At 35.4% G+C, this 15926-nt stretch carries 10 protein-coding genes and 1 pseudogene; all 11 read right to left on the bottom strand.

Annotation, left to right across the window (positions count from 1 at the left end; genetic code table 11):
* Window positions 1-49: 49 nt before the first annotated feature.
* The 11 genes and pseudogenes from FCN74_RS03385 to rnpA all read right to left on the bottom strand — a co-directional run bounded on the left by FCN74_RS03385 (window position 50) and on the right by rnpA (window position 15850).
* Complete coding sequence (locus FCN74_RS03385; RefSeq protein WP_138931173.1) at window positions 50-466, bottom strand: VanZ family protein; 417 nt, start codon at window positions 464-466, stop codon at window positions 50-52.
* Window positions 411-791, bottom strand: a complete 381-nt coding sequence (gcvH, locus tag FCN74_RS03380; RefSeq protein WP_138931172.1) for a glycine cleavage system protein GcvH — start codon at window positions 789-791, stop codon at window positions 411-413. The genes FCN74_RS03385 and gcvH overlap by 56 nt, the downstream gene beginning before the upstream one ends.
* A gap of 21 nt (window positions 792-812) precedes the next feature.
* Window positions 813-8072 (bottom strand): T9SS outer membrane translocon Sov/SprA, encoded by a 7260-nt coding sequence (gene sov, locus FCN74_RS03375; protein WP_138931171.1) that lies wholly within the window; start codon window positions 8070-8072, stop codon window positions 813-815.
* A complete protein-coding gene (gene ruvA / locus FCN74_RS03370) occupies window positions 8069-8650 on the bottom strand; it encodes a Holliday junction branch migration protein RuvA (protein WP_138931170.1) in 582 nt (193 codons plus the stop codon). The genes sov and ruvA overlap by 4 nt, the downstream gene beginning before the upstream one ends.
* A gap of 129 nt (window positions 8651-8779) precedes the next feature.
* Window positions 8780-11071: an NADP-dependent malic enzyme gene (locus tag FCN74_RS03365; protein WP_138931169.1), complete on the bottom strand. Its 2292-nt coding sequence runs from the start codon at window positions 11069-11071 to the stop codon at window positions 8780-8782.
* A 5-nt stretch (window positions 11072-11076) separates the two neighbouring features.
* Window positions 11077-12597: a glutamate--tRNA ligase gene (gltX, locus tag FCN74_RS03360; protein WP_138931168.1), complete on the bottom strand. Its 1521-nt coding sequence runs from the start codon at window positions 12595-12597 to the stop codon at window positions 11077-11079.
* Between the two features lie 135 nt (window positions 12598-12732).
* Window positions 12733-12927 (bottom strand): annotated as a pseudogene (locus FCN74_RS12395) (Txe/YoeB family addiction module toxin); the annotation flags it as partial.
* Between the two features lie 102 nt (window positions 12928-13029).
* The gene (locus FCN74_RS03350; RefSeq protein WP_138931167.1) at window positions 13030-13269 is read right to left on the bottom strand and encodes a DUF2683 family protein; all 240 of its coding nucleotides are present in this window, start codon (window positions 13267-13269) and stop codon (window positions 13030-13032) included.
* Between the two features lie 52 nt (window positions 13270-13321).
* Window positions 13322-13654, bottom strand: coding sequence for a TraR/DksA family transcriptional regulator (locus tag FCN74_RS03345; protein ID WP_138931166.1), 333 nt, complete (start codon window positions 13652-13654; stop codon window positions 13322-13324).
* Window positions 13654-15273 carry a S41 family peptidase gene (locus tag FCN74_RS03340; RefSeq protein WP_138931165.1) on the bottom strand — a complete coding sequence of 540 codons (1620 nt, stop codon included), beginning with the start codon at window positions 15271-15273 and terminating at the stop codon, window positions 13654-13656. The genes FCN74_RS03345 and FCN74_RS03340 overlap by 1 nt, the downstream gene beginning before the upstream one ends.
* Before the next feature lie 223 nt (window positions 15274-15496).
* Window positions 15497-15850 carry a ribonuclease P protein component gene (gene rnpA, locus FCN74_RS03335; protein ID WP_138931164.1) on the bottom strand — a complete coding sequence of 118 codons (354 nt, stop codon included), beginning with the start codon at window positions 15848-15850 and terminating at the stop codon, window positions 15497-15499.
* Between the last annotated feature and the right edge of the window lie 76 nt (window positions 15851-15926).

The following is a 15926-nucleotide window of genomic DNA, read 5'->3' as shown; positions in this document are numbered from 1 at the left end:
TTTGAGATTACTAAATTATATTTATTTTTCTAATTATCAAATATTTTACTTAATTAAATAGTTTTTTGAGTACAACACAAATTATAAAAGCTATTGAAACTCCAAGTGTATTGGCAAAAGCATCCCACCAATCAAAAGTTCTATAACTTGTGTACAACCCTTGAATAGCTTCAATAATAATGCCAAATGCTACTAAAACCCATGCTAAAATAAAATTGAGTCTAAGACTAATGTGCTTTTGTTTGATATAAAAATAAAGAGACCAGATTAAAAACAAGAAACCGTAACTTATTGTATGAAGCGTTTTATCACTGGCATTAATTTCCACTTTTAACACTCGGTCTAAATTAATAAGTGAAAAGAAAACAATAGCTATACTATAAGCTATTGCTGTAAATAGCGTAAAATATTTAACCTTCAATGTGTGTCTTGTAGTCATTTGCTGAGAGAAGTTCTTCGGCTTCATCAGGGCTACTCATTTTTATCTTGATAATCCAACCTTCTTCGTATGGATTGTCATTGACCAGCTCTGGCTCATCTTCAAGAGTTTCATTAAACTCTTCGACCTTACCGGAGACAGGCATGAACAGGTCTGATACTGTTTTTACCGCTTCAACTGTACCAAAAACTTCTTCCCTATCAAGTTCTTCATCTATAGACTCAACTTCAACGTATACAATATCGCCTAATTCACTTTGCGCAAAGTCAGTGATACCAATTGTGGCAATATTTCCATCAATTTTAACCCATTCATGGTCTTTTGTGTATTTTAAATTTTCAGGTAATTTCATATCATTTATATTAATTTATTTTTAATTTCCAAAGTTGTAAGTCAGCCTAATCCCAGTTCGAATAGTAGTTTGTGGAAAAATTGTTGAAATAGCATTTTGTGAAAAAGTATGGTCATAAAAAAAGGCTGCAGTTAAGTTTCTTGTCAATCCGTAATCTGCGGTAAAATTTATTGTCCAAATGTCTTGACCTGCGGTCGTTCTATTATTAAGCACATCTAGACTTCGTATGATCGTTTCATTTCGTCTAAATGAAATATCAGCTTTTAAGTTTAAATCGCTGGATAAGACACGCCTGTTTCCTTCAAACTTTGTAACTATACGTAAGTCTCTTATCCTGTAACCTAAACCTAATCTGTATTCATCGCCCAGCATTTCGGTCAATAAATTATTATTAAAACTTAGAGATAAAACTCTATCTCGAATTATTTCTGCTAATATACTCACAGAATTTTTCATCTCAAAATCAACTTTGACTAAAGGTGTAAATTGTTCTGATAGATTAATATTACCAATAATCAGTCTATTGATAAAATTGCCATTTTGATCTCTGTTGAACTGACCAAAGGGATCTTTCCTGTCAAATTCTAAATTATTTTGAAATTGATTAATGGTATAATTTGACGTATACCCATGTTCAATAGAAAAGCGGTTAAAGCGTTCTTTAAACCAGTTTAAACGCATTAAACCAGTATATTTCATATTCCAATTTGGTATTGGCGTGTCTCTAAAAGCCCCTAATTTAACTGTTGAAGGGTCTTCCCCTGTATAAGCCGATAGGAAAGCCGGCAATAGAACGGCTTGGTTGGTTTTTCCAAAACCTATAGGAAACCCATCTTCATCTAGATTATCTGGGTTTTCTGGGTTGATTCCTGCCTGGGATGCAAGTCTTTTTGCAATGGTCAACCTATTGTTTCTAAATTCCTCGAAGGCTGGTGAACTTTCTGAAGTTGAGGTTTGAAACGCGGTGCTTAACATATTAGTCGTAATACTAAAGTTACCAAATAAATTTGGCGTAAGCGATTGATATTGTAATGTCTCAGGATCTACCCTATAGTTTTCTGTGTAGGTGTCCATATACATTCTATTAGCAAGTAAATCTATCGTTAAACCTGGTATAAGTTTCAAACCAGCTTGCAAATCAAATTGTTCAGTTAAATTACGGGTATATTGTTCATTAAAATCTTGGAAAAGTGTTAACCAGCCTTTTCGAGCTGCAATTTCTCTTACATCGCGTTGACCGCCAAATACAAAGCCTGGGCTTGGTTTCAATGTTCCTGTAAAGCCAATAGCATTGGTATAACCGGGCAAAAATATACCTCTACTCTCAGAATAATTAAACTGAACATTATCTAAAACCCTTAAAAATGTAACACCAGTATTTAATAGCTTTGAACCAAAACTTAACTCTTCACTGTCTTGGGGTTGTGGTTGTTGTTGTAGTTGATTTTGTTGGTTTTGATTTTGCCCTCTTTGTCGCCTACCTTGTTGGTTATTTACCGTTTGTGTATTATTAGTTTGACCCTTTTTCTTCAATCCAACATAGTCATATAAAGTTGCCATATTGAGGTTGCCATTAATTTGATGCTGAGATGAATTTTGCACCGTATTCCCCAAATTAGGAATATCTTCTAAATTTCTTAAAATTTCAGATCCTTTTTGCCATAAAAAAGTTCCCGTGTAAGAATATTGCGCATTAATAAATTTTAAAAATGGTAATTTATCAAAAGGTAAACTATAATTAACTTGAAGGGTTTGTGAATGTCTGTTAGGAATTCCGACATTAAAAAAGTCAGACCATACGCCTACGCTATTATCCTGTTCGTTATTTTCATCAATAAAATTACGTACGACGCGGTTTTGGGCAGCATTAAAGTTAAAGTTGAGCGATTCTGTGAGTTGATAGTCAACGGCAAATTGCCAATCATAAAAATAATTACGTTGAAAGAGTTTAGGCAAACCCAAACTACCTTCTGGTAGATTAAATTCTCTAAATCTCAATTCGCTGTATTGCCTAGTGATGGTTGAACTGGCTGAAACACTAGTAGGCAAGGCATTAAAATTAAAGTCTTTGATAAGATCAAAATATGGACTTTTCTTTAAAAACTCATTATCATTTAAAGGTTCTACTTTGACTTGCGGAAAGGCATAATTATAAGTTGCATTAACATCAACATTTTGATCGATAGACTCTTCTATCTCAAAATCCCGATGATCGACTTGATTGTAAGTTCCCGAAAATGTAAAGTTTTCAATATCGTAAGGCATAGGTGTTTTGCTAGTGTTTGTCCTTTCTTTCCTTAGGCCAATAATACTTACACTCTGTCGCCTGGTGTAATCTTCTGCTCTTTCCCTTAGTTCATCTTCAGTTTGTTGGTCTTGTGCGTTGTCTAAAAGTGTTTCTAGCTCTATATCTCTCAATACCGGATCAAACTGAGGTGTAATCAAGGTTTCACCACGACTGTAAGAAAACGGGATTTTTACACCCCAGTCTTGAGGCAGTAGCTGACCAACATTTAATGCCGTTGTGACATCATATTCTTTAACATCTTCACGACTTCTTTGGTTTGGGCCTTCTTCAATTGCTCCCCATCCAACTGTACTTCTCCTCCCTGTTGCCGTAATGGTCGCAAAATCTGCAAAGTTAGTGTCAAGATTAATAAGCCCAGCCCAACCACCTTCATTTTGAAGTCCAGAGAGTCTTAATTCGTTAAACCAAACTTGCCCAGAAATATTTTGCTCAGTTTGGTTTTTTACCCCCAACATCAATACTCTGATGTCACCAAAACTAGGGTTTCCTTTTATTCCTATTCTTAATTCCTCTGTTTGATCGGTTCCTGAAACAGGGTCTAAATTTTTATTAAAAAAATTTAAATCAATTGGACTAAAACTATCATTACCGACAACAAGAGATTTAATTTGTTGTAAAATATCAAGAGGTAAGTTAAGGTCATTTTCTAGTGGCCAGACACCGCGAGGTGTTAAATCTCCAGCTTCACTGACCTTCAATGGCACTTCTATTTGATAAAAATTGTTAGTAAAGTCCAGACCCATTCTAATAAAGGCCACCATCTGATTATCTTGCAATTGTATTGCTGGTGGCGGAGAAGCTTGAGCGTGTAAAAACATTTCTAAGTTTTCATACTGCCTCATATCGACTCTAAAATTTTTAAAAACTCCCCTTGAGTCTTGAGATTCTAGATTGTTAATTAATAGGGCTAGAGATTGTTCATCTTCTCTAATGCTTTGGTTATTATTTACCAGTTGTTCTCTTACCACTCCAGGCGGCGAAACATACTCAGTCGTAACTTCCTGGCTAACAGATTGAACACTAAAACTCGTAGAACCATTAGTTTCCGGGTCTGAACCATTAGGTAGTATGGGTTGCTTGTAGGTCAAATAATCACCACGTACAAGGTCAAGTGACCCTAATCTCAAATGTATTTTTTGTTGAAAATCTGTGAGGTACATTCTCATAAATCTTACAGAGCGCAAGTCTGCTATGCCACCAACAGCAAAATCTTCACTTGTATTTAAAGGCACTCTAAATTGAACCCATCTTACCGGGAGTTGTTCACCGTTAGGCAATGTTGTCGTTGTCTCTCTGACATCGGTGATATAATCTTGATTAATACCTGCCTGGGTACTGGTATTATTATCGACGCTCATATTGGGAAAAACAGGCACTTTATATTCGAAGTAACTATCTATCGTATTCATTGTGTTATCTCGATTGATATCCTCAACATCCGGGAAAGCTGAGTTTCCTCTATTAGTTTCTGTAACTTCTGTTATGTTGTTACCCTGACTTCCATTAAAATTTTCGTAGCGCTCAACGATTGAACCTTCTCTGTTTAAAAAATAAATATAGTCGTCATTAGATGGGTCGTCAAAGTTTGCAAAATCAGAAAACTTTTGAGATTCCTGAACATTGTCTAAACCATCAAACCCTGCATCTTGATTGGTTCTGGCTTCACCTTCTGTATCAAATGCATAGACTAGTGATTGTTCTGTAGGTACCTTAGAAAATTCTGTCGTAATAGTGCTTGCCTCACCTCCATCTTCTGGTAAACCATTTTCATACTGTTTTCGTCCATCTTTTAATATATCTTCCGAAACACTACCAAGGTTTAATACGACTTGTCCACCACTATTTCCTGCATTTTCTGGATATATAAATGGATCCATAACCCAAAATTCGACAAATTGAACATTAGCCCGTTCAAAATCTGTAGTTTGAAGTCCTCGCATAATACCACCAAAGTTTTGGTCTGGATTTGGTAAAGTATTATTACTTGCTGCAGCTGGATTATAATTAAACATTCCACGTTGAGTTGGATCGTAAGCTAAATCAAGTGTAAAAATGGTTTGAATCTGTCCCGTTACAATATCTGTATTAGGAAACAACTCATTAATTAAAACACGTCTTGTCTTGTAATCAGATATATCCTGATCTGAAATAGAAGCCGGTCGCTGGCTACTGTAAAAAATAGGATCTATAGAATACCAATTTAATTTAGCTCTAAAATCATTGATGCTTAGGTCATTATTACTATTGAAAGAGCCATTAATATCATTTGGTCCTCTTAAGCCTACAGGTACACTTGATAGCTCCCAAGGCTCTGGATTAAGTAATGAAATCGATGTTTGTGAACCTTCAAAATCATCAACATAAGACGTAGTTTGACCATTAAAATCATCGGCATTTGGCGAGCTTGGGCTTAAAAAAGCAAATTCACCTCTTAGGGATAAGTTTGAGGTGACATCTGTATCTATGTTTGGTAGCTTATTGACCAATCTCGTAAAAAAAGGAACTTCAGTAGCATAGTTAAAATTAAGCCCGTAAATAGTATTATTTATAGGCTCTTGATTAAAATCAGCTTTTTGCGTTAACGGTCTTTCGTTTAGATTTAGAAAAGTAGCTCCAATTAATAGCTCATCGCTAAATTCGTGTTGGACATCTATTCCAGTAAAACGTTTGGTCTGCCTACCAAATAAAGCATTGTTTTCTGTTGAGACTTGAATAGGTGTATTTGAGGCCAGTAGCGCGTCGTCTAAAATTTGTACTCTTCCTAGCTCGTAATCTACAACGTAATCTACACCTTCTTGAAGTGTTCGTCCTCCCGCAGTAACAGTTACGGAGCCTCTAGGAACATTAAATGCTCCTAATGGTATTCCATCTTGACCTGAGGATTTGTAACGACCTTTGAGCTGAAATTTATTTTTTTGAGCTTCGTTTTGTAAAGCTTGTGTTTTTGTAGTTGTATAAAGTGACCTAAATACGTAAAAATCTTGGTTGTCATTATATGTTGATGGATCGTCATAATCTTCTGGTCCGGTGTTTGGAGTATTATCAAGTTTCTCAAATAAAAATTCACCAAAAGGTTCAACTTTAGTGAACTTTATAACACCATTCTCGGTATCTATGGTAATCCCGGGAACAAAGTCAAAAAAACCATCACCCGTACTAATGGGGTCTTGGTTGGCGTTGAGCTGATCTAGCTCAAAAACCGTTAGTAGGTTTTCGTCGGCCACACCTCCTGGTAAATCTACACTACTTTCTGGAGCTGGGTTTATAAAGTTTAAAGGCTGTGGGTCTGTAAATAAAATATTCATTCTAAAGCCTTCTTGCTCAAGTCCGGAACCATCTAAGTTATAAAAGTTTTTCATCATCAAATCCCATATGGGTTCGTTGACGTTTGTCACTGGACTTTTTAACATTTTGACCACTAGAGATTGATTTTGTGCAATTTCTTGATCAGGTTGGTCTGGATTTAATGTATTCTGAGAAGCATCGACACCATCGTTTGCAAATTCTCCGACTTGAAAGACTTTACCATTACTCGTATATTGAAAAGCAACAGCCAAAATTTCATCGTTGGACAAACGTTGGTTTAAGGTTATGTAACCAAGCTCTCTGTTTAATGTATACTCATTGGGCTGCAATTCACGAGCATTTTCTAAGATCCCATAATCTCGGCCTTCCTCCACAAAACTCGACGCAGCCCCAAATCCTTGCTCTATAGTTGCAATCTCCCTGATTTGGGATGTTAATACCGTATTTGACCCGGAATTTATACCAAAAGGGTTAAAATCATTATTTGGATTATCAGGGAAAGCTCCAGGATTATTTAAAAAATTGGGTAAAGGTGGAGCTATAGGGTTACCATCATTATCCAAAAACAAACCAATCTTGTCGGGCTCTGATTCTCCTAAGTCTTGTATAGCAACAATATTCCTGGCGTTTGCAATGGTTTGGGGATTATTTGTTCGGTTGGTGACCCATATTTGTACGCGTTGAATTTGTACTCTTGAATTTATAAAGGGATAATTCTTTAAAGCCTTATCGTACTCATCTCTAAAAAATTGAGCTAAAAAGAAGTGCCGGTTTTCATCGTAATCTAAAATAAATTTATCGTATTCTCTAACAGTGCCGCCACCTTCAACACTTACGTTCTGCCGCTCAGAATTGAGTTCTGAAAATACACTTGTGATAGTTGTTTTACCAAATTTGAGTTTTGTTTTGACACCAAATAAACTTTGGGAACCCTGAATCAATGACGAATTAAGTGGCATATTGACGTTACCAACTTGAATATCCTGTAAAATATCGTCTTCATCAGGTGTATATTGCAATTTAATTTGATTTTGAAAATCAAAAGTCGATTCTGTGTCAAATTGAGCATCAACAGTTAGTCGTGTTCCTACTTTAGCCTGAAGACTCAAACGAATCGCTTGATTAAAATCAAATGACAAATTACTTTGATTTCGTGGAGATAGTGTTGGGTTGTCTTGTTTGGAATACAAAATACCCAAATCTATGCCGACAGAACCTTGAGGGTTGACTTCTATTTGATTGCCACCAAAAATAGTTTCAAAAAAGTTATTATTGACGTAAAACATAGGTATCAAGTCATCCTGATCATCTGCATTTCGGCCTTTCACAACATCACTTTTTTTCTTAAAGTAATCCATCATCTGTTCTCTCAGGACAAGTTTTTGATATTCTTCTCTAGTCAATACTAGCGGATAGATTGTATTGACGTCATCAATTTTTTCAGTATATATGTACCTATCTATAAGAGGGTCATAAGTATATTTAGATTTAATACTTGTAGGGTTTGGCATTTTGATGCTGCCAAGATCGTATCCGGTTTTTGTTGTATCTGTAGGTGTCTCTTCTTGCGAGTATCCCAACCCATAAATCAAGATTACAATTATTAATAATCCTGATTTTGAAGAATAAAATGATTTAAAACTCTTTAGTAGTTTCAACTGATTTATAAGTTTTTTAGCGCTGTCTTAATGATGTATTCTACAGTAGCCTCTGGATTTTCTTTAACAATTTTATGTACAGATTTTTCAGCTTGTTTTTTAGAATAACCTAAGGTTACCAAAGCAGATAACGCTTCATCTTTATGTGTATTGTTTTGTATTGGTAAAACTTCGCTGCCAATATCAATTTTATTAATTTTATCTTTTAAGTCAACAATGACTCTTTGAGCCGTTTTAAGCCCAATGCCTTTTACGCTTTTTATGGTTTCAACATCTTCATTGGCAATAGCGTTGACAACTTCTTCAGGAGATAATGAAGAAAACATCATGCGAGCCGTTGATGCTCCTATACCAGAAACACTAATTAGTTTTGTAAAAACATCTCTTTCAGATTTATCCATAAAACCGAATAAAACTTGAGCATCTTCGCGTACTTGGAGATAAGTATAAATTCTTATGGATTCATTTTCTGGCAACATGCCGTAAGAATATAGGGAAATATTTACTTCGTATCCTACACCATTACAATCAACTACAATTTGTGTGGGTGATTTTTCAGCCAATTTTCCTTTTATAAAGCTAATCATAAAAAAATCTTAAAAGCCTCAAAAGTAATAAAATAATTGAAAGTACGTGGCTATGTAAAACATTAAAAGTGTCTTGAACGCTATTAAGTTGATTACTTCAATTTGTTTTTAATAATTAAAATCCGTGATTTATTTTTTTGTTTTTCGTTTAGCTTTTTGCTGCGCATCAACTGCAGCTACAGCAGACATATTAATCATTTCTTCTACACTAGCCCCGAGTTGAAAGACATGTGCTGGTTTATCTAAACCCATCAATATAGGACCGATAGAGTCAGCCGTATTGAGTTCTTTTAATAACTTATAAGTCCCATTGGCTGCGTCAAGGTTTGGGTAAATTAGAGTATTCACCTTTCGGTCTTTTAATTTACTAAATGGGAATTTATTGTGACGCATTTTCCTGTTTAAAGCAAAATCTACTTGCAATTCACCGTCAACATTAATCTCAGGATAGCTTTTATGCAAGTAATTTACAGCATCATTAATTTTTTTTGCTGAAGGGTGATTTGAAGAACCAAAGTTACTATATGATACCATTGCAACATTAGGCTCTATGCCAAACATATTTACTGTGTAAGCTGTCATTTGGGCGATTCTCGCCAGTTCAATGGCATCTGGGTCGATATTTATTGAGGTATCACTTATAAAAATAGGACCTTTAGCCGTATTCATCAAGTTGGTTGCTGCGATTTTGTTTACGCCTTTTTCTTTACCTATAATTTCTAAAATGGGTTTTAACACCTTAGGATAAGAGCGTGAATAGCCAGAAAGCAAGGCATCAGCATCGCCTTCTACCACCATCATGGCGGCAAAATAATTGCGTTCGCGCATGAGTTTTTCAGCTTCATACAAAGTGATGCCTTTGCGTTGGCGTTTTTCCCATAAAGTTTTGGCATATTTTTTTAAATCAGGAAGTTGTTCGTCAGATTTTGGATCTATTATGGTGATGTGTTTGCTATCAAAATCTAATTCTTCCATCAATTCTAAAATAATTTCACGTCTCCCAAGCAAAATAGGAATGGCGATTTTGTCTTCGTAAACTTGTTGAGCCGCTTTTAAGACATCGATGTGGTCGGCTTCAGCGTAAACGATACGTTTTAGATTGTACTTTGCTCTATTCATAAGAAGCCTTGTGATTTTATCTTCATTGCCCATGCGTTCGAGCAGTTCAGATTTATAGGTTTCCCAATCAGTTATTTTATTTCTAGCAGCTCCACTCTCTATAGCAGCTTTAGCTACGGCAGGCGGAATTTCACCGATTAATCTTGGATCAAAAGGTTTCGGAATAATGTAATCTCTCCCAAATTGCAATTTAGTCTCACTGTATGCAATATTGACTTGTTCAGGAACAGGTTTTTTAGCCAACTCTGCCAGTGCTTTAACAGCTGCCATTTTCATTTCCTCGTTGATTTTTGTCGCTTCTACATCAAGCGCACCTCTAAAAATAAAAGGAAACCCCAAGACGTTATTGACTTGATTAGGAAAATCTGAGCGCCCTGTAGCCATAATGACATCGTCACGGGTTTTGGTTGCCAACTCATAATCAATCTCTGGGTCGGGATTGGCCATAGCGAAAACAATAGGATTTTCATTCATACGCTTCAACATTTTGGCGGAAACTAAACCACCAATAGACAACCCAAGGAAAACATCACTGCCTTTTATCGCATCGGCAAGTGAGTCGTAAGATTTTTCAGTCGCAAATTCTTTTTGGCCCTCAGATAAGCCTTCTTGTCCTTTTTTGAGAGCGCCTTTACTGTTAAACATCACAATGTTTTCTTTCTTTGCGCCCAACAAAACATAGAGTTTCGCACAGGCAATAGCAGCAGAACCTGCTCCTGAGACTACAATTTTGACCTCATCTATCTTTTTTTCTGCCAACTCTAATGCATTTAACAAAGCCGCTGCAGAAATGATAGCTGTGCCATGTTGATCATCGTGCATAATAGGGATATCCAATTCTGCTTTAAGGCGATCTTCAATTTCAAAAGCTTCTGGCGCTTTAATATCTTCTAAATTTATTCCACCAAAAGTTGGCGCTATATTTTTAACGGTTTCAATAAATTTTTGTGGATCTTCTTCGTCTATCTCTATATCAAATACATCTATATCAGCAAAAATTTTAAACAAAAGGGCTTTGCCTTCCATCACTGGTTTTGAAGCTTCCGGACCAATGTTACCCAATCCTAAAACGGCAGTTCCATTAGAAATCACACCGACAAGATTGCCTTTGTTAGTGTAGTTGTAAACCTTTTGTTTGTCTTGGTCAATTTCTTGACAGGGAATAGCAACACCTGGTGAATATGCTAAACCTAAATCGTGCTGAGAAGCATATTTCTTGGTTGGCACAATTTTGGTCTTGCCCGGCCTAGGAAACTCGTGATAATCTAGTGCCTCTTTGTGTTGCTTCTTACTAGCTGCCATAGGTTTTATTTTAATGTGTTTTGAGCAAATTCTAATCTTTTTATGACTTCATCCTTACCAAGTAAAGTTATAATATCAAAGACATCAGGACCTTTCATATCGCCTACAAGTGAAAGCCTAAGCGGCTGCATCACTTTTCCGAAGCCAATGTTTTGAGATTGAATCCAGTTTTTAATCACAGGTTGAATATGGTCTTTTGAAAAATCATTTTGCTCACTAATTAATGTTTTGAGGTTTGAAATGATTTCTGATGTTCCATTTTTCCATGCTTTCTTTGAGGCTTTTGAATTGAAATCTTTCGGCGCTTCAAAAAAGAAATAGCCTTCATTCCAAAAATCTGGAACAAAATTGATGCGTTCTTTTAAAATATGAACGATGTGCCTAATATAGTCTAATTTACTGTCAATTTGTTTTTGGCCTTTTAGCCATTGTTGGAATTGATGAGCTAAGGTCTCTTCATCGACTCTTTGCACGTATTGATGCTGAAACCATTCGGTTTTTTCAGGATCAAATTTAGCACCAGCTTTATGAACGCGTGCTAAATCAAATTTTTCGACAAGTTCATTTAAACTAAAAATTTCTTGATCTGAAGTGTCATTCCATCCCAAAAGCGCTAAAATATTGACGACTGCTTCAGGCAAATAATAATCTTCGCGATAACCTGCAGATACTTGACCTGATTTGGGGTCTTTCCACTCTAATGGAAATACAGGAAAACCATGTTTTTCACCATCTCTTTTGCTGAGTTTACCTTTACCATTAGGTTTTAAAATCAAAGGCAAGTGTGCAAACTCCGGTGGCTCCCAACCCAAGGCGTCGTAAAGTAAAATATGTAAAGCCAATGACGGTAGCCATTCTTCACCACGAATCACATGGGTGATTTTCATTAAGTGATCATCTACAATATTAGCCAAGTGATAGGTTGGCATGCCATCGCTTTTAAATAATATCTTATCATCTAGTGCATCCGTTCTGACTTGAATATTTCCTCTAATGATATCACTGATTAGCAATTGCTTAGCCATAGGCATTTTAAAGCGAATCACATAAGGTTGACCTCCATCTATCAATTTTTGACACTCCTCTTCAGAAAGGTTTAAGCTATTGTTGAGATGCGTTCGGTTTTGAGAGTTGTAGGTAAAAGTTTCGCCTTTGCTTTCACGTTCTTTTCTGAGTTTATCGAGTTCTTCAGCGGTATCAAATGCATAATAAGCGTGACCTGAGTCAATGAGTTTTTGTGCGTATTGCCCATAAATATGTTGTCTTTCGCTTTGCCTATAGGGACCAAATTCACCGGGATTATCAGGACTTTCGTCTAAAGTTAAGCCACTCCAGTCTAAGGCCTCTTTGATGTATTGTTCAGCACCTTCTACATAACGTGACTGGTCGGTGTCTTCAATTCTCAAAATGAATTGACCACTGTGTTTTTTGGCAAATAAATAATTGTAAAGGGCTGTGCGTAAACCTCCAATATGTAGTGGTCCGGTTGGACTTGGTGCAAACCTGACTCTAACCGATGTATTCATAGTCAAAATATTTTATGCAAATATCATAAAATAAAAAACAGCTCAGAGGGCATTCATGAATATTTTATATATTGATGAATTTTGGTATAGTGATGTGAATTAAGATGATTAAGACATTAACAACTAAAAATATTATTACTCATAATGGCCAAGTGCTGAAATCACGACAACTTTTTTATCCGGCTTTTCAATAATTTCGTAAATCAAACGGTCTTTTTTATTTAATCGTCTGCTCCAAAATCCTGAAAGGTTATGTTTGAGTTGTTCGGGGTTTCCAGATCCTGAATATGGATGAATTTTTAATTCTTCTAGGAAATTTTCAAGTTTGTTTTTGTCACTTTTTCTCCCTGAGAAACTTTTTTTTTAATGTCTTTCAACGCTTTTTTTTCAAATATAACTTGATATTTAAAAGATGAAGACATTGTTTAAAATTTAATCTTTATCTCCAAAAAGCTCTTTTCTTAGCTCCTCAGTATATTCTACCACATTACCCTCTCTAGCGCTTTTTTGACGCTCGCGTATTTTTTTAACAAATTCAGGATTGTAAGGGCTTTTTTCAGAGTTTGTAGATTTGTCTGAAGCCTCTGATGAAAAAGAAACATCAAAAGCCTCTAAAAAATGTTTTATAGCTTTGGCTTTTTTGATATCGGTTTGTATGACAATGGTTTCCATATCAACAAATTTAGTTAATTTTTTTGTTTTATAAAATTTAAAAAATGGTTGGTTAAAATCCATTTTCTGCACATTTAACACAAAACCGACTTTCGGGCATAATCATTAAGCGTTGCAGTGGTATTTTATCGTGACATTTAGCACAAATCCCAAAGTCTTTGTCATTTATTCTATCATAAACTTTTAGCATAGCGTTATAGCGTTGCTCTGCTTTTCTCAAAGCATTTTCTAAAACGCTTTTGTTGTTAATGGCATCCATTCTAGAAACCCGTCCGATAGCATTTTCTGGCGCTATGGGTTTGGTTAACGCCTTGTAATTTTCAATTTGTTTTTGGAGTCGTTCTATTTCTTTATCCAGTTGTTTTTTTATTGCTTGCTTGTCCATTAAGGTTTCAATATTGAATTGTATTGGCTTTTATCGGATAAAATTTTAACAGCTTTTTTTACCACTTCAGCTTTTTCTAAATTATGTTGATATACACCTTGATTATAAGCATAATGTTTAATGATTTGGTCTGAAATTAAAGCCGAAATTTGAGATTTATAAGTCTGAAATAATTGGTTTTTTTCATCTTTTATCTCAGACTTCAAGTCATTGAGTGTTTTGATAAATTTTGGATCAAAATTATCAGATTTGGCAGACTTGACTAAGGCTTCAACAGACTCATCTGTTTTGATTTTGGGCTCGTAATCTCTAGTTTTTACATAATCTAAAAACTGGTCAAAAACTTTAGTATCAACTTCAAAAGTTTTCCAGTCCAAGTTTGGGTTTTTATTGGCAAAATGAGTAGAAAAATCAAATAGGATTAAGTCATCAATCAAAGTTTGTGTAAAATCGCTAATTTCTTCCGCTTCTACCTTGATGTCGGGCTTAATTCCGCCACCATCATAAACTGTTCGTCCATTTTGGGTTTGAAATGCAGTTGAATTTTCAATAGATTTCCTAATCGATTTTCCGTTTTCATAATCTAAAGCCTGAATGCCACGTCCACTAGGTAGAAAATATCTTGAGATTGTGATTTTGACTTGTGTGCCGTATTTTAAGGGTTTTGGTCTTTGCACCAAACCTTTACCAAAACTTCTAGCACCGACAATCACAGCGCGGTCTAAATCTTGTAAGCTACCTGAAACTATTTCGCTTGCAGAAGCGCTTTTGTCATTAATTAAAACCACCAATGGAATTTCAGTATCTATTGGTTCGCGTCTTGTAGCGTAGTTCGCATTGTAGTTTTCTATTTGAGATTTGGTATAAACGATGAGCTGGTCTTTGGGGACAAAAATATTACTCACATTTACGGCTTCTGAAAGTAAACCACCAGGGTTGTTGCGCAAATCTAAAATCAATTGTTCTGCGCCTTGTTCTTTTAATTCAAGCACGGCTAAGCCAACATCTTTTGAGGCTGTTCTCGTAAATTGACTCAAAACAATAAATCCTGTTTTGTCATTGGCCATACCGTAAAATGGCACAGCAGATGGCTTGCTCAAAACGCGTTTTAGGGTGATGACTTGAGTTTGATTTTCTCGTTTTATTTCTAGCTTTACACTAGTGTTTGGTGCGCCGTTTAGGACTTCGCCTAAATTATTTTTATAATCACTTACGGGAGAGTTGTCAATTTTAAGGATTTCATCGCCTAATTTTAACCCTGCTTGGTCAGCAGCAAAGTCTTTTAACAAATTGGTTATAATGACTTTATCATGATGGCTTTTAAGCTCTAAGCCTAGATTAGCATAATTGGCTGATTTTTGAATTCTAGCGTCTTCTACGTCTTGTTCGTTATAAAAGTTGGTGTAAGGGTCTAAATCGGTTAACATTTTGGTAATCGCCGTATTCATAAGTTCAGCTGGGTTGACCTCATCGACATAATTCATATTGATTTCCTTGTATAAAGCTGTAAAAATTTCTATTTGCTTAGCAATTTCAAAAAAATCAGAACGATACATTGTGTAACTGCTTAGTATTACAACTGATATTGCTATAAGTAGTATGTATTTTAGTTTTTTCATAGTTCTTTATTAATTTCTACTGATGTTGTTGTTCATTTCGACTGCACTTAATGAACGGCATTTATATCTGTGGATTCAATTGTCAATGTGGTTGCTGTTACTAAATTTTCAAATTATCACATTACAAATTATTACATTAATATATTGTTCCATAATTACATTAACCCTATGGTTTACTATGTCATTCTGAAAAATGCGACGAAAGGAGCATTTGTTCAGAATCTCATCTAGTCATCTCTTTCAACAATGTTATCAAGGCTTTTTCAACCTCTTGATAGGTTAATTTTTCAGAAGTTGAATATACAAACATCATATGAAAATGAGTTTTATCTTTAACAATTAAATGCTTATGCAGTCTGTAAGCTTCGCGCATCTGTCGTTTAATACGGTTCCTGTCAACCGCCTTTTTAAATTTTCGTTTGGGCACACTTACGCCACAAAGGTTAGTTCCTGACTCCTCAAATTTTAAATATTTTAGGCTTAGCGGTGAGTTTTTTGTGGTTTTACCGCTTTTAAAAAGCCTCTCTATATGACGTTTCAATCGTAGTTTTTCAGATTTTGGAAACTTGTAATTCATGCCGTAAAATTATACATTTTAAAATTTATGTTTTACAAAAGCCTATTGCTTTTTAAAGTTTTATTTTTACTGTAAT

This window comes from Mesohalobacter halotolerans, from assembly GCF_006120725.1.
Classification (GTDB): domain Bacteria; phylum Bacteroidota; class Bacteroidia; order Flavobacteriales; family Flavobacteriaceae; genus Psychroflexus; species Psychroflexus halotolerans.
The sequence above is the reverse complement of the archived record's forward strand: the minus strand, read 5'-3'. Positions and strand labels throughout refer to the sequence as shown.